The sequence below is a fragment of the Methanofollis sp. UBA420 genome, from assembly GCF_002498315.1.
GTDB lineage: Archaea > Halobacteriota > Methanomicrobia > Methanomicrobiales > Methanofollaceae > Methanofollis.
This window is the reverse complement of record NZ_DAGX01000002.1, coordinates 785,941-803,445: the sequence shown is the minus strand read 5'-3', so window position 1 is coordinate 803,445 and position 17,505 is coordinate 785,941. Positions and strand designations below refer to the sequence as shown.

Sequence of the window (17,505 nt, the reverse complement as noted above, 5' to 3'; positions counted from 1 at the left end):
ATTTTACGGCAGGAGTCGATCTGATGCTACAGAAACCACGCGGAACCAGGGACTTTCTGCCCGACGAGATGGCGCAGCGGCGCACCGCGGAAGCGAAGATGCGCGAGGCCGTCGGGCGGTGGGGCTACGGCGAGGTCTGCACCCCGACCTTCGAGCACCTCGAACTCTTCACCATGCGTTCGGGCGAGAACATCAAGCAGGAGATGTACGTCTTCGAGGACAAGAGCGGGCGGCAGATGACCCTGCGGCCCGAGGTGACGGCCTCGGTCTCGCGGATGTACGTGAACGAGGGGCGCTCCATCGCAAAGCCCCTCCGCTGGTACTATGTGGCCGACTGTTTCCGGTACGAGCGGCCCCAGAAGGGTCGGTACCGCCAGTTCTGGCAGTTCGGCGTCGAACTGATCGGCGCGGACTCCGCGGCGGCCGATGCCGAGGTGATCATGGTCGCCGACGACCTCCTCCGTTCTGTCGGCCTGGACTACGACCTGAAGGTCGGGTTCCTGGCGCCGATGAAGCACCTCCTCTCCGGCGTGGAACCCTCGCTCCAGAGACAGGTGATGGCGTACCTCGACAAGCGCGACATGGACGGCCTGAAGGGCTGCCTGGAGACCTGCGGGCAGGCCGAGCTCGAGGACTCCCTCACCGGCCTCGTCTCCTGCCGGGACCCCGCGGAGGCCTTCGAGATCTGCGGCGATATCCCGGAGAAGGAGCGGGTCGAGGGGATCTTCCGGATCCTGGACGGCGAGGAGATCGACTACACGGTGAACTTCGGGATCGCCCGTGGCCTGGACTACTACACCGGCATGGTCTTCGAGGGCTTCGCCCACAACCTGGGCGCCGAGAACCAGGTGCTCGGCGGCGGCAACTACAGACTTGCCCAGCTCTTCGGCGGGGACGACGCCCCGAGTTGCGGGTTTGCGATTGGTTTCGACAGGGTGATGGTCTCCCTCGGCGACTACCCCCTGGAGAAGCAGCCGGTCGTCGCCGTCCTCTCCCAGCCCGGCCTCGAAGCGGCGGCCTTCGGGGTCGCCCGGAGCATGCGCGCCGCCGGCGTCAGGGCCGAGGTGAACCTGCTCGGCCGCGGCATGGGGGCGCAGCTCGCGCATGCCGCAAAGAGCGCGGACTATGCCTGCATCATGGGCACGCGCGAGGCCGAGGCAGGGACGGTCACCCTCAAGGACCTTCATTCCGGCGAGCAGCGGGAGATGAAGCTCGACGAGGCGATCGCCGGGGTGAAGGGCGTTGGTGCTCGCTGAAGACCTTGCGAAACAGCAGAAGAGCATCAGCGTCGCGGAGTTCTTCGAGAAGAACAAGCACCTCCTCGGTTTCGATTCCCCGACGCGGGGGATCATCACCACCATCAAGGAGGCGGTCGACAATGCCCTGGACGCCTGCGAGGAGGCGGGCGTCCTCCCGGACATCTTCGTCTCCATCAGGAAGGCCTCGCCCGATGCATATCGGGTGGCCGTCGAGGACAACGGCCCGGGCATCGTCCCCGAACAGGTGCCGTACGTCTTCGGCAAACTCCTGTACGGCTCCCGCTTCCACCAGATCAGGCAGAGCCGCGGCCAGCAGGGGATCGGCATCTCCGCCGCGGTCCTCTATGCGCAACTGACCACGGGCACGCCTGCCGTGGTCGTCTCCCGCACCTCCGCGAAGGTGCCGGCCCACCGCTTCTCCCTGATGATCAGGACCGAGACGAATGAACCCGAGGTGCTCGGCCACGAGGAGGTCGCCTGGGACAGGACGCACGGCACCAGGATCGAGCTGGAGTTCACGAGCACCCTTGCGGCGCGAAAGCGCCTCATCGAGTACCTCCGCTACACCTCGGTCGTGAACCCGCACGCGCGGATCAGCATCGAGATCGACGGCGAGGCGACGACCTTCGAGCGGGTCTCGGCAGAACCGATCGTGCCGCCTCAGGCGATCCAGCCCCACCCGCACGGCATCGAACTCGGCACCCTGAAGAGGATGGCGGCCACGAAGGCCGACGTCACCCTTGACGATTTTCTCGTCGGGAGTTTCTGCCGGGTGGGAAAGAAGACCGCGGAGGAGATCGCGGCGGCCGCCGGCCTCCCTGTCAGGGCGAAGATGGGTGCGGTCGCCCCCGACGCCCTGAAGACCCTCCTTGCCGCGATGCAGTCTGTGCATGTCCCGGCGCCGCCGACGAACCAGTGCCTCTCCCCGATCGGGGAGGACCTCATCGTCCAGGGGCTGGAGAAGGAGTTCCAGCCGGACTTCGTGAAGGCGCGGACCCGCCCGGCCTCGGTCTTCTCAGGCCACCCCTTTGTCGTGGAGGCGGCGATCGGCTATGGCGGGAAACTCGACGCCGAGGGAACGGCGCAGCTGATGCGCTTTGCAAACCGCGTGCCCCTGCTGTACCAGCAGGGGGCCTGCGCGATCACGGCGCAGGTCGCCGGCGTGAACTGGAAGAACTACGGGCTCTCCCAGTCGGGCCTCCCGACAGGGCCTGTGCTCGTCCTCGTCCACGTCGCCTCGACGAACGTCCCCTTCACCTCGGAGAGCAAGGACGCGGTCGCCTCGATCCCGGAGATCGAGAAGGAGGTCACCCTCGCCCTTCAGGACCTGGGGCGGGAGTTGAAGGCGTACCTCGCCCGCCGGGAGAGGAACAAGCAGAAGGATGACCGGGCGCGGGCGGTCTGCGCGGTGATGCCCGCGATCGCCGAGAAGGTGGCCGAGATCACGGAGAGGCCGGTGCCCGACATCTCGGCGATCGAGGGGCGGATCATGCACAGGCTTGTCGCACGGAAGCGGTCCTATGACGGCCGGGTGCTCATCGAAGTGCGCAACCACACGGCCGATGACCTCGCCCTGGTCGTCTACGACATCTCCCCTGACGCCGCAAAGGACGCGGAGCCTGCGCCCGCATTTGCAAGCGACCTCGACGGCGAGTACACGCGGGTCTGGAACTGCGCCCTCGCTCCCGGCGAGGGCTGGCATGTCGTCTACACCGGGACGGGCGGCGGCATGCTCGATGTGCGCGGCGTCGAGGACGCGAAGAAAGTGGTGGTGTACCTGTGAGCACGAAAGAGGAGACTGAGGCCCTCGGCCTTGAAAAACTGAAGGCGATCGCGGAGCGCTGGTACGACCAGCTCATCGACGGCCGGATCCCCTCGATCGCCCTGCCGACGCGGACCAAACAGAACATCGCGTACGACGAGGAGAGCGAGGTCTGGAAGTACGGCGACAAGGAGAGCATGCGCTCGGCCGCCACCGCGAAGGGGGCCGTCCACCTCCTGAAGATGGCGTATGTGATCGGTTTCCTGAAGCAGCAGCTGGCCGAGAACCGGTCCTCGACCTTAAGAGAGATGTACTACATCTCCGAGGGCTGGAAGCAGGCGAAGTTCGGGGCGCAGGACGAGTCCAACAAACTTGTCGAGGACCTGGAGATCCTCACCGACATCCAGCGCGAGGTCTACCACCTCCGTCCCGAGGAGGACGGGGCCTCGATCTTCGGGCCTATCAGGATCCGGGAGAAGACGCGGCGGGGCGTGCGGGAGATCCACTGCCAGGACGACGTGGGCGAAACCGGCTACCAGATCCCGAACAATGTCGACGCCCTCGACTTCCTGGACCATGACGCCAAGTTCGTCATCGCGCTGGAGACGGGCGGTATGTACGCCCGCCTCATCGAGAACGGCTTCGACGACGAGTACGGCGCGGCCCTCGTCCACCTGAAGGGCCAGCCCGCGCGTTCCACCCGGCGGCTCCTCAAGCGGATCAACGAGGAGTTCAAACTTCCGATCGTCGTCTTCACCGACGGCGACCCCTGGTCGTACCGTATCTATGCCTCGGTGGCGTACGGATCGATCAAGGCGGCGCATATGTCCGAACTGCTGGCGACGCCGCAGGCGCAGTTCATCGGGGTGCAGCCTTCGGACATCCGCGACTACGACCTCCCGGCCGACCACCTCTCCGAGCAGGATGTGGCGGCCCTGAAGTCGGAGTTGACCGATCCCAGGTTCGCGACAGACTACTGGCGGGAGCAGATCGGGTTGCAGCTGGAGATGGGGCTGAAGGCGGAACAGCAGGCCTTCGCCGCGCAGGGGCTGGACTTCGTGACGAAGGAGTATTTGCCGGCGCGTTTGAGTGAGATGGGGGTACTTTAGGGTGGCTTTTATGGGAGTGGTCTGATGCATATCTGTTATCTTGCGGATATCAGGTCGATCCATACCAGACGCTGGATTGAATATTTTGCCACTCACCACCAGGTCACCCTTATCACCCTTGATTATCTGGAAACTCCTGAACTTCGTGCTCATCGATCATTTTACGATTCTATCGGCGTTAGCGTCATCACGGTTTCCTATGCTTTTCCCTCAATCGCCCTGGCACCCGTGAGGATCCGGAGCATTCTGAAGCGTCTGGATCCAGACGTTGTCCATGCCCATTATGCAACGCACTATGGTTTCTGCGCTGCCTTCTCCGGCCGCCCCTATGTCCTGACACTGTGGGGGAGCGATATTTTTCAGGATCCGAAAAAAAATCCGCTTTTTAGGTATATGGTCACAAAAGCGTTGAGGGATGCCGACGTGATCACATGCGATGGTATGAATTACCTTCCTGCAATTCACGATCTCGGAGGAGAGGGAAAAGATATTCATGTCATCCATCATGGAGTGAATACGACTCTCTTTCATCCTGGAAAGAGGAATAAGACTCTTTTTGCTGGACTTTTCTCGAACCAGAACGATCCCCTTGTCATCGACATCCGGGGTTTTCGATCGGTCTATAATGCTGAGACTCTGATCCGGGCGGTCCCCTCTGTTTTGAAGGAGATCCCTGATGCAAAATTCATCCTTGGAGGTGAAGGGGAGGAGAAGGCCTGGAATCAGGATCTTGCGGCCTCTCTCGGGGTTGCCAATGCCGTTTTCTTTGTCGGGTGGATCCCCCATGATGAGCTTCCTGCCTTTCTTTCTTCCGCCGATGTATATGTCTCCACGTCACTCTCCGACGGCGGTGCGGTGGTGAGCACGCTTGAGGCACTGGCGGCAGGTCTTCCTGTTGTCGCGACTGATAGCGGAGACCATGCACTCTGGGTCCAGAACGGGGTAAACGGGTTTATTATACCAAAAAAAGATTCTCAAACACTTGCGAGGAAAATTGTTTATCTTCTTCGGAACGAAGATAGTAGGATACGGTTTGGCGCAGCCTCGCGAAGGATTGCTGAGGAAAAAGCAGGATATGATACTCAGATGAAGGAGATGGGCATGATTTATAATTGTCTAAAGGGGAGACAGGCATGAAACTGTTGATCACCGGCGGCGCCGGTTTTGTGGGTTCTCATCTCTGCGATCGATATGTAAAGAACGGGGATACAGTTGTCTGTCTGGATAACTTTATGAATGGAAGTCTGACAAATGTCAGACACCTTCTGGGATACCGCAATTTCAAGTTGATCAACGGCGACATCAGGGACTATGACCTCCTTGAAAAGATCATGCGTGATGTCGACGCCGTCATCCATCTTGCCGCCCAGATCCATGTGGACCGCTCCATCATCGAACCGAGGCTGACCTATGAAGTGAACGTCCTTGGCACTCAGAATGTCCTTGAGGTCGCCAGGGTCTATGACGTGGACAAGGTCGTTCATGCCTCGACGAGCGAGGTCTACGGCTCGGCGCAATATGCCCCGATGGACGAGAACCACCCGCTCAATGCCCCTCATCCCTATGGCGCAAGCAAGATTGCAGCTGACCGAATGTGCTATGCCTATATCGAGACCTATGGGATGAATGTCTGCATCATGCGGCCATTCAACCTCTATGGGCCTCGGCAGAAGGATTCCGGGTACGGCGGCGCTCTTTCCATCTTCACCAAGAGGGCGATGGGTGGCCTTCCGCCGGTGATCTACGGGAGCGGTCTGCAGACGCGGGACTACACCTATGTCGATGACATCGTGGAGGCGTACGATCTCGTCGTGAAATACCCGAATCCCCTCAGAGAACCGATCAATTTCGGGACCGGCGTCGATGTCTCGATCATCGACCTTGCCCATAAGATCATCGGTCTCTGCGGCAAGGATCTTACCCCTGTCCATGTCGAGGAGCGTCCCGGTGAGGTCCAGCGCCTTGTTGCCGATATCTCGAAGGCGAGAAAACTCGGCTGGGAACCGAAATATTCCATCGACGAAGGCTTGAAAAAGTTCATCGAATGGTACAGAAACTACAAGGTTGAAGAATGGGCGAAGCCGAGATGAGGATATGGACGAATTGAAGATACCATACTGCCTTCCCGAGATCGGCGAGGAAGAGATTGCAGAAGTCGTCGATACCCTGCGGTCGGGATGGCTCACCATGGGGCCGAAGACGATCGCCTTCGAGGAGCAGATCGCGGCATATACCGGCGCAAAATATGCTGTGGCCGTGAACTCCTGTACCGCCGCCCTTCACCTCTCTCTCCTTGCCTATGGCATCGGGCCCGGCGACGAGGTGATCACCTCCCCGTACACCTTTGCTTCGACCGGGAATGTAATCGTCCACTCCGGTGCCAGGCCCGTCTTTGCCGATATCCAGCGGGATACCTTCAACATCGACCCAGAAAAGATCAACGAGGCGATCACGTCAAAGACGAAGGCCATCGTTCCGGTACATTTTGCTGGCCAGCCCTGCGACATGAAGGAGATCCAGGAGATTGCAGACGACCACGACCTTGTCGTTATCGAGGACGCGGCCCATGCGATCGGAGCGGAATACCGCGGGAAAAAGATCGGTTCCTTAAGCGATGCCACCTGCTTCAGTTTCTATGCCACGAAGAACATGACCACCGGCGAAGGAGGTGCGGTCACCACCGACGACCAGAAGATCGCCGACAAAATGCGGATCCTCAGGCTGCACGGGATCAGCAAGGACGCCTGGAAGAGGTACTCGGCACAGGGATCGTGGTATTACGAGATCGAAGACTGCGGCTGGAAATATAACATGACCGATATCCAGGCGGCGCTCGGGATCCACCAGTTGAGGAAACTGAACGGTTTTGTTGAGACGCGGCGGAAGTATGCGGAGATGTATTCAACTGGCCTCCGCGATCTCGAGGGAGTGGTGACGCCGGTTGAAAAAAAGGGTCGGAGACATGTCTACCATCTCTATCCGATTCTTCTCAATGGAATGGATCGGGGCGATTTTATCGGGGAGATGGCAAATATGGGCATCTGCTGTAGCGTTCACTTCATTCCGTTGCATCTTCATCCGTTTTATCGAGAAAACTATGGTCTGGTGCGGGGTGATTATCCCCTTGGGGAAGGAGCATACGATCATGAAGTCTCTCTTCCTTTGTATCCAGCAATGCAGGAAGAAACCATTCGTCATGTCATACGATGTGTCCACGAGATTTTGAAATAGATCCAAATCCTCCTCAATACGAGGCAACACTTGAGCAGCAGGATGAGATTCTGCGTTCTTGGAGATCGGGAAGAATAACCCCGGTCAACAAGATCTTCTGGTCATTGAATCGGGAATTGATCTTGCAGATGGCAGTGGAGCACTCATCTTCTGAGTCCTGTGTCCTGGATGTGGGATGCGGAATTGGTGAATATATCCTCTATCTTCAAAAAAAAGGGAGAAAATGTATTGGGGTTGACCCACTGTGGGATACTTCTCTTCTCAGAGCTCGAAAAAATGCTGAAATTGAGGGTCTTGATATCCATCTCTGTCAGAGCCTGGGTGAATCTCTGCCGGTAAAATCAAATTCCCTCGATATGGTCCTTTGTATTTCCACACTCCAGCATGTGAAAGACCCCGTGCAAACACTGTGTGAGATCCGGCGGGTGCTAAAAAATGATGGGTTGATCCTTATCAGTGTTCCTCAGACGGTTAGAAAATCAACATTCAAAAAAATGGGCATTTATACCTGTCATTTTAATATTCGGATCATAAACGATCTGCTGACTCGTTCTGGCTTCGTTGTCCGTGACCTGAAAGTCTGCGGTTTTTTCCCTCCTTTATCCCGGGAAATTCTGAATAAAATGCATCCTTTTGTCGGGGATACAGTCCTACGTTTTTCCGTTCAGATGCTTGATCGTTGTGTACAGTTTACGCCGCACTATGCCTCGAGTATCATCATCCTTGCCGGGGTAAAGAAATGAAAAAAGTCCTGGTTATATCATATTTTTATCCCCCTCTTGGCGGCGTTGGTGTTATTCGGACTTTGAAGTTCACAAAATATCTGCCGGAATTTGGGTGGATGCCCTATGTGCTCACCGTCAAAAACAGGGATCGCTTTTATACCGACTTTGGGAGGGATGAGATCCCGGACCATGTCAGGGTATACCGGGCATGGAACATCCTCAACAACCTCTCAGTCGTGGAAGGTGGACTGAGGAGAATAGGCGTCCATTCGAAGGTTCTGATACCTGATGCATATCTCGGATGGATCCCGATGGCGGTAAAAAAGGGTAAAGAAATAATTGAACAGGAAAATATTGATCTGATCTATGTCTCCGGCCCTCCTTTTTCCTCTGCACTAATCGGAAAACGCTTGAAAGAATTAACTGGAGTTCCTCTTATCATAGATTTTCGAGATGGGTGGACAATTAATCCTTATGGCTCTTCATATTCTCTAAAGGTTGTTGAGCGATTCGATCAGAAATTTGAAAGGACTGTATTGAGTTCCACCGATCATGTAATATTCAACACCGATGAGTTGAGAGACCATTATGTCCGGGCCTCTCCATCTCTCATATTAAAATCCTCCGTAATTAACAATGGCTTTGATATTCAGGACATCCCGGCAGATCCGGAGCCTTTTGATAAATATACAATAGCATATACTGGCTATTTTTACGGATCCCGAAACCCGGAAGCATTTTTGCTAGCCCTTCATCAGATCATTCAAGAAGGAATGATACCAAAAGACAGGATCCAGTTTCTATGGGCTGGGAGGGATGTCCCTTCTATACATCAGATTGTTGACCATTTGGGACTATCGGAAATTGTGCGTTATTTAGGGTTAATCCCAAAAGTGGATGCTGATAATCTGCTATACCGTTCACACCTGCTGCTCCTCATTGAGGGAAAAACAAAAGATTCTACACCTACGTATGCAATCCCTAATAAATTATTCCCATATATTGCCTCTGCAAGGCCTATACTTGCTTTGGTTTCTGAAGGATCATCTCTGACATTTTTAAAGAAATATGCTGACCATGCTCATGTGATCCAGACTGGAGAAATATCTGATATTATCAACGTGATTGTAGATGAATATCACAACTATCAATCAGCATCAGGGAAACAAATCGTTGTATCCGACAGAATCAAGGAGTTCCGGAAAAAATATAATTACGAATCCCTAACTGCATCCCTCTCCCATATTTTTGAGCAAATCACACAATAATATGGTTATGATGATTTTTTATTACACACATAGATGTTCCATACACCAAAACGCGATCTTATCGGGATATATCTCTGTGTTCTAGGAATGGGGAGATAAAATCTCTCTTTTTTGATGATATTAATGCCTGCTCGCTCACATAAAACTGAGATTTCGTTATCCCCGAAGAGCGAAATATGTTTTTTTTCGATGATATTGTGGTTCTGGAATATTAAGGATAGAATTTGATTCATGTTCCAGGGATTTGGAACTGATATTAGGATCCTTTCTTTGCTCACTCTCGCAATCTCTTTTAATGCGTATATTGGATGTTCTAGATGCTCCAGCACCTCTGAGAGAATAACTGTATCGAATGCGGAGTCTTTGATCGGGAGCTGGTAGAGGGAACCATGGACCTGAATTAATCCACCAGTATCGAGTCCAACATACTCCTGTACAACATCACTCATGTAGTTCGCCATATCCCCGGTACCACATCCTACATCCAATACAGAGCCGTACGCATATTTGGCAAGTAATTGAAACCTGAGAACATCACCACGTTCGAGCGGAGCGTCCTGATACTGGTTGAGACTATATGAATCCGTGACTATGTGTCTTTTTTTTGTTGTATCGGTGTGTCCTTGGGGATCGTGTCCGAGACTATGATCGCAGGGGCCTGAGTGACAAGACATCTCCTTTTTCATATACTTCCGTCTCCGAGAGTGTAGATTGAAAATCCTGCTTTCTTCCACGCGGACTTATCAATGATATTGTGGCAATCTAAGACAATTTTATTGTTTAAGCGCGATCTAATATCCGGATTTGATAGCACATCTTTGAACTGGTCGTGTCCGGTTTCTATAATGATGATATCTGTTCCATCGATTGCTTTTTCAAGCGAAAGGAGTGGATATTCGAATTTTTTAACATTTGGATCAAATATGCGTACGCTCCACCCCTCTTTTTCGCAGAGTTTGATCAGTTTCAGCGCTGGCGTCTCCCGTGTATCGTCGACATTTGCTTTGTAGGCGACACCGAAAACTGATACTGTAGGGTTGAGAATGCCGTGATCCTTTAAGATTCTCTTTATTCGGCTGACCACAAAAGATGGCATATTGTCATTGATTTCTCGGGCGGTAGTGATCAGTGTTGCGTTGATGCTGTTCTCCGTGAGAAACCAAGGATCTACAGCAATACAATGACCTCCAACGCCTGGTCCGGGAAGATGAATGTTTACTCTTGGGTGTTTATTTGCAAGATCTATGGCTTCCCAAATGTTAATGCCCATTTCTTCCGAAAGCATTGCAATTTCGTTTGCTAGAGCGATATTGACATCCCTATATGTATTTTCAATGAGTTTTACGAATTCTGCGGTCCGGATATTCGTTTTATAGATTTTTCCTTTTACATACGTACGATAGATATCCTCTGTGAGATCTGCTGAAAACTTGTCGATGCCTCCAATGATCCTGTCGTTCTGAACCATTTCGGAGAGGGTTTTTCCGGGGATAGCCCGCTCAGGGCAGTGTGATAGGTGTATATCTTCTCCTACCTTGAGACCCGAACGTTCGAGAATGGGTACGGCAATTTTTTCGCAGGTTCCTGGTGTAATCGTGGACTCGATTATCACGAGGTTACCGGGGACGAGCACGGATACGATACTCTCCAATGCTCCTTTTACGTATCTGAGATCAGCCATTTTTACTTCTTTATCAAATGGCGTTGGTACACAGATCAGAAAAACATCCGATGGGACCGGATGCGTCTCTGCTTTTAGTTGAGTTTTGTCAAATAAATCTTCTATTCCTGGTTCAAAGAAAGGTACTATTTTATTTTTGATTTTTTTAACCAGATCTTCGTTAATGTCGCAACCGGTAACCTCATAATTCTTCGATAGGAGCAATGCGGTAGGAAAACCGATATATCCCAGACCGATCACACATATTTTCATGATTTTCCCTCGATAATTGTGTCTACAATTCTTTTTCCTGCATTTCCATCCCCGAAGGGATTAATCCATTTTATTTGTTGTAATATCATGGTACGTACGCCTTGTATAATTTTATTTGGATCGGTACCGACAATCATATTTGCCCCAATATGGATCGTCTCCGGTCTTTCTGTGTTTTCCCGAAGTGTCACAGTGGGTACTCCAAGAATACAACTTTCCTCCTGAACACCTCCAGAATCGGTAAGTATGAGTTTGGCATTCTCTTCAAGTTGGAGGAATTCAAGATATCCCGGGGGATCAAACATTATGGTGCCATCTGGGATAGGGATGCCGAATTGATGAAGATTCTTTTGCGTTCGTGGATGGGCTGGGAACAGAATCGGGATTCCATATTCTTCATACAGCATTTTTAACCCCTGGATGATGCCTATAAGTTTCGATTTCTGATCTACGTTTTCTTGCCGGTGTGCTGTTATTAAAAAATAATTGTTTTTTGATATCCCGTACTTTTCAAGTATTTGTGTATCCTTTTTTGAGATATCGAGATTCTGCATGACTGCATCTACGACGGTATTCCCGCAGACAAAGATGGATCGGTCATCGATCCCTTCATGTAAAAGATTGTTCTTTGCAATTTCTGTCGGTGCGAATAAGTAATCTGAAAGATGATCTGTGATTACTCTGTTCGTTTCTTCTGGCATGGACCTGTCAAAACTCCGCAGTCCTGCTTCAATATGTCCAATTTTAATCCCCATTTTGGAGGCGACAAGGGCCGCAGCCAATACGGTGTTGGTATCGCCCTGGACCAGTATTATATCGGGTGTGTTCTTGATAAAAATATCTTCTATTTTTTCAAGCATTAATCCCGTCTGTCTTCCATGGGTTCCAGATCCCACGTCGAGGTTATAGTGTGGATTGGGTAGATGTAATTGATCAAAAAAAATTTTGTCCATGTTATACGAATAATGCTGTCCTGTGTGTATGATATAAAAATCAAGAGATCGGCTTTGCAACTGGCGGATCACTGGTGACATCTTGATAATTTCTGGTCTGGTTCCAAGAATAATGCTGACTTTCATTTTACTATTATTGTATTTTGCTGCCTATATTATTACGCGTGATCAACTACTATCTGTAGTAGATCGATCCCATATGCCAACTCATTTTCTTGATTGTGATGATTTTAGAATGGGTGCATCGTAAGATGATTTTACCTATTATGAGTCAAAATTGACGATTGCGAGGCTAATTAATATTCCTTTGTCTATTTTTGTTAGTTGTGGTAATATATCCTTTTCTCCCTTTGAACCATTCCGAAACTCCAAAATCTTTAATCCATTTTCCGACTATTATAGTGTGTGCGCCCGGTTCGTTGTTGTATCCTTCATTTTATGGGCATTGATCCTCTGCATCGGCAGAGTATCATCAGCTTATTCTCGACAATATCTGTAACGGCCATTGGATTTATAGCAACGATGTACTTCGCTCATACTCTGGGTCCGTCTATTTACGGTATTTACTCTTTATTTCTAGCATACTATTCAATATTCACTCTTCTTGGAGACGGCGGCTTTGGCGGTGCTGCCGTCAAGAGGATCTCAGAGGGGAAGGAGCAGAACGCTCACTTCACCGCCTTCCTCTTCCTCAGAATCACCTTCCTTGCCGTCTCAGCAACGGCGGTACTCGCCCTTTCCGATTATCTCATGACGGAAGGAGCAACAGGCATGGTCCCCTGGCTCATCCTCGCCCTCATCGTCGGTGTCTTCCTCGGTGTCACGGTGAATGGTGTTTACGGCGAGGGAATGGTCGGCGTCAACCAGACCTCCAGCCTGCTGAATAACGTCGTCAAGGTTCTCAGCCAGGTTCTCGCCGTATTCCTCGGTTACGGGATCGCCGGACTGATCGGCGGTTTTGTCGCCGGGATGATCGTCGGCGGCCTCTTCTGCCTCCGCTATCTCCATCTCCGTCTTGCTCGCTTCACCGCTGCCCACCTCAAAAACCTTCTCACCTTCTCCTTCTGGATCTTCCTCGCCTCCAGTGGCGCCACCGTCTTCTCATACGCCGATACTGTCCTCGTCGGCTATTTCATGTCCTCTGCCGATGTCGGCATCTACAGGATCGCCTTCCAGTTCACCGCTGCCGCCACCTTCACGACGACGGCACTCCACACCACTCTGTATCCGAAGATCAGCCGCTGGCACGCCGACGGCGCCCTCGACCGCGTCACCCTCTCCCTATCTCGCGCCGTCACCTACTCCCTCCTCCTCGCAGTCCCGGTGGCGGTCGGGGGATGGATCCTTGGCGACCGCCTCCTGTACTTCTTCTATGGTGCGGGCTTTGCCGAAGGGGCAGCAGTACTCGGCATCCTCCTCCTCGTGCAGGTGGTCAATGTCTTCATGTACCTCCAGACCATGTGCCTCAATGCCATCGACCGCCCGAGGGAGTCCTTCTATGCCACCGGGACGGCGGCGGTCGTGAACATAGTCCTCGACCTCGCCCTCATCCCCCTCTTCGGGATCGAAGGGGCGGCGATTGCCACCCTCGTAACGATGCTCGTCAATGCAGGGATCGCCAGATATTATCTTTCGAAACAAATCCCGGTAAAACTCGAACGTGGTCCTGTCCTCCACATCCTCCTCGCCGCCGGAGCGATGGCCCTCGTCGTCCTCCTCTACCGCCTCACAATCCCCCTCACAAACGTCTTCATCGTCCTTGCCGCCGTCGCCCTCGGCGGCCTCGTCTATGGCCTCGTCCTCCTGAAGGCAGACCCCGGCCTCCGCGACGAGATCCGGGACCTTGTCGTGCAGCTCGGCGCGCCCTGGCCGCGGTGGTTGTGATCTGCCGGAGGAGAGATGCAAAAAATCTTTCGGCAGTTTACTCTTTTCCCGGGATCTGTATTTACCTGATAATTTTCTGATCCTCTGTGAACTGCTTTCTCAATCAAACTTTGATATGATATGGCCCTGGAGATCCGCATGAATCGACACCGTTCTGTTCCTGGGAAGTTCAGCAGAGTATGACCGGAATCGTTAATATTCCAGCAACAGAATGGAATGCATGGCCGGAACAGTTGACACCATTCCTGGAACCTGGGAAGTGCAACGGATCCTTGAGGTTCTCAGGCAGGCAAAGCCTGATCTCCTGAGGAAATATGGGGTCAGGGAGATCGGTGTCTTTGGGTCCTATTCCCGAAATGAACAGGTCGAAGGGAGCGATGTGGATATCCTGGTCGATCTTGCACATCCTATCGGGTGGGATGTCGTGGACCTGCGGGATGACCTGGAACATCTTCTTGGTCTCAGGGTCGACCTCGTCCTGAAAGGCGGGATCAACCGGCGCAAAAATCTGAGGAGATCCATTTCCCGGGACCTCGTCTATGTCTGAGCGTGAAATCACCTTCTTTCTCGACGATATTCTGGAAGGCATCGGTGCCATTGAAGAATATATCCGCGGTCTCTCTGAAGAGGAGTTCGCCACTGATCGAAAGACCTTTGATGCGGTGATCCGGAATCTTGAGGTGATCGGTGAGGCCTGCGGCAATATACCTGACGCTCTCCGGGAGCAGTATGCCCAGATTCCCTGGCGAAAAATTGTCGGCCTCAGGAATGTTGTCATTCACCATTACTTCGGTGTTGACCCTGAGACGGTCTGGTTCATCATCACCCGGCAACTCCCTGAACTGAGAGATCAGATTGAGACGATGCGGCGCACCTTGAAGCCTCCAGAGAACGAGTGATATTTCGAGGTTACTGATGCCTCTCTGAATTCCTGTCATCAGGATGACATCTCACCCGACCATGGCATCGTCTCCTTATCGCAACCCTCTTGCCCTCCTCCTCCCTACCCTATCCTCAGCATGAAGATCCTCACCGTCGTCGGGGCCCGCCCCCAGTTCATCAAGTGTGCGCCCGTCTCCAGGGAACTGCGGAAAGAGCACGAGGAGGTCCTCGTCCACACCGGCCAGCACTATGACCGGGAGATGTCAGACCTCTTCTTCGAGGAACTCGGGATCCCGCACCCTGACCACAACCTGGGCATCGGTTCGGGCACCCACGGCCACCAGACCGGGGCGATGCTCGCCGCGATCGAGGATCTGATCCTGCAGGAGACGCCAGACTGCGTCCTCGTGTACGGCGACACGAACTCCACCCTTGCAGGCGCCCTCGCGGCGGCAAAGCTCCATGTGCCTGTCGCGCATGTCGAGGCAGGCCTGCGGAGTTTCGACCGGCGGATGCCGGAGGAGATCAACCGCGTCCTCACCGACCACATCTCCACTCTCCTCCTCTGCCCCACACAGACCGCCGTCGAGAACCTGAGGTCAGAGGGAATCACCAGAGGCGTCCACCTCACCGGCGACGTGATGGTCGACGCCCTCCTGGAGCACACGCGGGTGGCGCAGGCCTCCCCTGTCCTTGCCGATCTCGGCCTCTCCGCGGGGACATACCGCCTCGCCACCGTCCACCGCGCGGAGAACACCGACGACCCGGTAAAACTCGCCGCGATCATGCGGGCGCTCGGCGATATCGGCGACGTCGTCCTCCCCTGCCACCCGCGGACCGAGAAGATGCTCAAGGGTTTCGGCCTCTATGAGGAGGCAAACCGCCGGATCACGTTCATCAAACCTGTCGGCTACCTGGAGATGCTCGCCCTTGAAAGCGGCGCACAGACGATCCTCACCGACTCGGGCGGCGTCCAGAAGGAGGCCTATGTCCTCGGTGTCCCCTGCATCACGATGCGGGAGACGACCGAGTGGGTCGAGACCGTGCAGGACGGCTGGAACATCCTCGTGGGGAGCGACCACGACGTGATCGTGCGGGCCGCCCGCGAGTTCGTGCCAGAAATTGAGCGCTCAGATGTCTTCGGGAAGGGCGACGCGGCGTCGGCGATCGCGAGGGTCATCGGGCAGATGGGAGTATGAGGGGCGGCATCAGTGCCGACTCCCCCTATATTCGCAAAAATAACATCAATAATCGCTATTTGTTCTGGAGATGAAAGAAGGGATCCTGCAGGCCTGCGGTGATCACCGCTCCACCGCTTTGATATGCCTGTCCGTCTCCTTCATCAGGCCCTCTTTCCCCTCGATCCTGGCCACCTCCTTGACCACTTCGAGGGTGTGGACCATCTCTTCGAGGAACGAGAGTATATCGGCAGGGAAGACATCGATGCCATATTCGTCCAGGATCGCATCCGCGATCTGGCGGTGGTCGAGGCCGGTCTCCCTGTATTCGAGGATCGTCTTTGCAAACTTCTTCTCAGGACACCCGCAGTTCGGGTTGTCCCTGCACTTGCAGGCGAGAAAGTCCCGGTGGATATTGAGGAGTTGCTCCCGCACGCGGGTATCGAGGGCGCGGTTGCCCATCGCCGGGGCGACCGCTTCCAGAAATGCAGTGTTGAAGACCCGGTCGGGGAGGCGGACTCCCGTAACTCGTTCAATCTTCCTGCTTGCGCGGAACCGGGCCTTGTCTGCGATCACGTCCCTTCACCGGGCTCTTCGTCGAACTTCTTCAGGGACTGCACGGCCTCCGACATCGTCTCGATCTCGGTGAGCCACTCGTCGAAGACGGTCGGGTCCCCCTTGCTCTTGAGGTAAGTGGCGCTCCACTTGCCTCCGTTGATGATCTGTGCGCCGAGTTTTGCCGCCATGTCCAGGGCGACCTCGGGTTCGTCGTCGGCCGCCTTTCTCCCGTCCTTGACGAGAGCCTTCGGATCGGCCTCATAGTCGCCCTCAAGGAATGTCCTGCAGGATGCAAAGAGCGCAAGCAGAGAGATCTGCACGTCTCCGACGATATCGACGAGGGGGTCGTCTTCAGGGAGGCCGGCCATCACGATATTCTCGACGCCCTCGAGTTTCTCGAGCGCATCTTCCTTGCTGAACCGCTCGTTCTGGTAGAGTTTCACGATCTTCAGGACCGAGATGGTGACGTCCTCGACAAAACTCTGGAGGGTCTGGAAGCCCTGCGGCATCTCCTCCTCGTCGTCGCCACCCTCGAAGTCCGCCTCCCTGAGGGTGGACAACCAGTTATTCCAGCGTTCTTCGCTGTAGAAAATATAGAATAACTTCATTGGCTCCTGTTCTTTTGCGCTCTTCTTTGCCATTCCCATAGAGATAGAATACCTCCAATTAAAGAATTTTCTATCCGGGAACGGCGGCTGCACATGATTTTCCGGCCGGCAGGAGGGGGGCAAGCGCTTTATCTGATGTGCGAAAAGGGTTTTGT

17 protein-coding genes are annotated in these 17,505 nt (G+C 53.9%); 11 read left to right on the top strand and 6 right to left on the bottom strand.

What is annotated here, in order from left to right:
* The first annotated feature begins 23 nt into the window (after positions 1-23).
* The 8 genes from hisS to BP869_RS03885 are packed head-to-tail and all read left to right on the top strand — an operon-like array spanning position 24 to position 9,354.
* On the top strand, positions 24-1,256 hold the full coding sequence (hisS, locus tag BP869_RS03920) for a histidine--tRNA ligase (protein WP_342677080.1): 1,233 nt from the start codon (positions 24-26) through the stop codon (positions 1,254-1,256).
* Positions 1,243-3,042 (top strand): DNA topoisomerase VI subunit B, encoded by a 1,800-nt coding sequence (locus BP869_RS03915; protein WP_342677078.1) that lies wholly within the window; start codon positions 1,243-1,245, stop codon positions 3,040-3,042. Before hisS ends, BP869_RS03915 begins: the two co-directional genes overlap by 14 nt.
* Entirely contained in the window at positions 3,039-4,130 is a 1,092-nt protein-coding gene (locus BP869_RS03910; protein ID WP_342677076.1) for a DNA topoisomerase IV subunit A, read from the top strand. The genes BP869_RS03915 and BP869_RS03910 overlap by 4 nt, the downstream gene beginning before the upstream one ends.
* A gap of 24 nt (positions 4,131-4,154) precedes the next feature.
* Positions 4,155-5,267: a glycosyltransferase gene (locus BP869_RS03905; protein WP_342677074.1), complete on the top strand. Its 1,113-nt coding sequence runs from the start codon at positions 4,155-4,157 to the stop codon at positions 5,265-5,267.
* Entirely contained in the window at positions 5,264-6,220 is a 957-nt protein-coding gene (locus tag BP869_RS03900) for a dTDP-glucose 4,6-dehydratase (RefSeq protein ID WP_342677072.1), read from the top strand. The genes BP869_RS03905 and BP869_RS03900 overlap by 4 nt, the downstream gene beginning before the upstream one ends.
* Positions 6,221-6,224: 4 nt before the next feature.
* Entirely contained in the window at positions 6,225-7,361 is a 1,137-nt protein-coding gene (locus tag BP869_RS03895; protein ID WP_342677070.1) for a DegT/DnrJ/EryC1/StrS family aminotransferase, read from the top strand.
* Positions 7,337-8,104: a class I SAM-dependent methyltransferase gene (locus BP869_RS03890; protein ID WP_342677068.1), complete on the top strand. Its 768-nt coding sequence runs from the start codon at positions 7,337-7,339 to the stop codon at positions 8,102-8,104. Before BP869_RS03895 ends, BP869_RS03890 begins: the two co-directional genes overlap by 25 nt.
* Positions 8,101-9,354 carry a glycosyltransferase gene (locus BP869_RS03885; protein WP_342677066.1) on the top strand — a complete coding sequence of 418 codons (1,254 nt, stop codon included), beginning with the start codon at positions 8,101-8,103 and terminating at the stop codon, positions 9,352-9,354. The genes BP869_RS03890 and BP869_RS03885 overlap by 4 nt, the downstream gene beginning before the upstream one ends.
* A 5-nt stretch (positions 9,355-9,359) precedes the next feature.
* Here the strand turns inward: BP869_RS03885 and BP869_RS03880 are convergent, their stop codons facing one another.
* From BP869_RS03880 to wecB (BP869_RS03870), 3 genes are read right to left on the bottom strand one after another with little or no spacing between them, the layout of a single operon-like run.
* Positions 9,360-10,040, bottom strand: coding sequence for a class I SAM-dependent methyltransferase (locus BP869_RS03880; RefSeq protein WP_342677064.1), 681 nt, complete (start codon positions 10,038-10,040; stop codon positions 9,360-9,362).
* On the bottom strand, positions 10,037-11,287 hold the full coding sequence (locus BP869_RS03875; RefSeq protein WP_342677062.1) for a nucleotide sugar dehydrogenase: 1,251 nt from the start codon (positions 11,285-11,287) through the stop codon (positions 10,037-10,039). The genes BP869_RS03880 and BP869_RS03875 overlap by 4 nt, the downstream gene beginning before the upstream one ends.
* Complete coding sequence (gene wecB, locus BP869_RS03870; protein WP_342677060.1) at positions 11,284-12,366, bottom strand: non-hydrolyzing UDP-N-acetylglucosamine 2-epimerase; 1,083 nt, start codon at positions 12,364-12,366, stop codon at positions 11,284-11,286. Before wecB (BP869_RS03870) ends, BP869_RS03875 begins: the two co-directional genes overlap by 4 nt.
* Before the next feature lie 312 nt (positions 12,367-12,678).
* Here wecB (BP869_RS03870) and BP869_RS03865 point away from each other — a divergent pair, with 312 nt between their 5' ends.
* Positions 12,679-14,124: a flippase gene (locus BP869_RS03865; protein ID WP_342677058.1), complete on the top strand. Its 1,446-nt coding sequence runs from the start codon at positions 12,679-12,681 to the stop codon at positions 14,122-14,124.
* Positions 14,125-14,335: 211 nt separating this feature from the next.
* Positions 14,336-14,671 (top strand): nucleotidyltransferase family protein, encoded by a 336-nt coding sequence (locus tag BP869_RS03860; protein ID WP_342677056.1) that lies wholly within the window; start codon positions 14,336-14,338, stop codon positions 14,669-14,671.
* Here the strand turns inward: BP869_RS03860 and BP869_RS11830 are convergent.
* Positions 14,616-15,062 carry a hypothetical protein gene (locus tag BP869_RS11830; RefSeq protein WP_422655884.1) on the bottom strand — a complete coding sequence of 149 codons (447 nt, stop codon included), beginning with the start codon at positions 15,060-15,062 and terminating at the stop codon, positions 14,616-14,618. The genes BP869_RS03860 and BP869_RS11830 overlap by 56 nt on opposite strands.
* An 81-nt stretch (positions 15,063-15,143) precedes the next feature.
* Between BP869_RS11830 and wecB (BP869_RS03850) the strand changes: the two genes are divergently transcribed.
* Positions 15,144-16,205, top strand: coding sequence for a non-hydrolyzing UDP-N-acetylglucosamine 2-epimerase (gene wecB / locus BP869_RS03850; RefSeq protein ID WP_342677052.1), 1,062 nt, complete (start codon positions 15,144-15,146; stop codon positions 16,203-16,205).
* Between the two features lie 102 nt (positions 16,206-16,307).
* On the opposite strand, the gene BP869_RS03845 is transcribed toward wecB (BP869_RS03850), so the two are convergent.
* Together BP869_RS03845 and BP869_RS03840 are read right to left on the bottom strand one after the other, a co-directional pair.
* Positions 16,308-16,760 carry a DUF5814 domain-containing protein gene (locus BP869_RS03845; protein WP_342677050.1) on the bottom strand — a complete coding sequence of 151 codons (453 nt, stop codon included), beginning with the start codon at positions 16,758-16,760 and terminating at the stop codon, positions 16,308-16,310.
* The gene (locus BP869_RS03840; protein WP_342677048.1) at positions 16,757-17,389 is read right to left on the bottom strand and encodes a DUF2150 family protein; all 633 of its coding nucleotides are present in this window, start codon (positions 17,387-17,389) and stop codon (positions 16,757-16,759) included. Before BP869_RS03840 ends, BP869_RS03845 begins: the two co-directional genes overlap by 4 nt.
* Between the last annotated feature and the right edge of the window lie 116 nt (positions 17,390-17,505).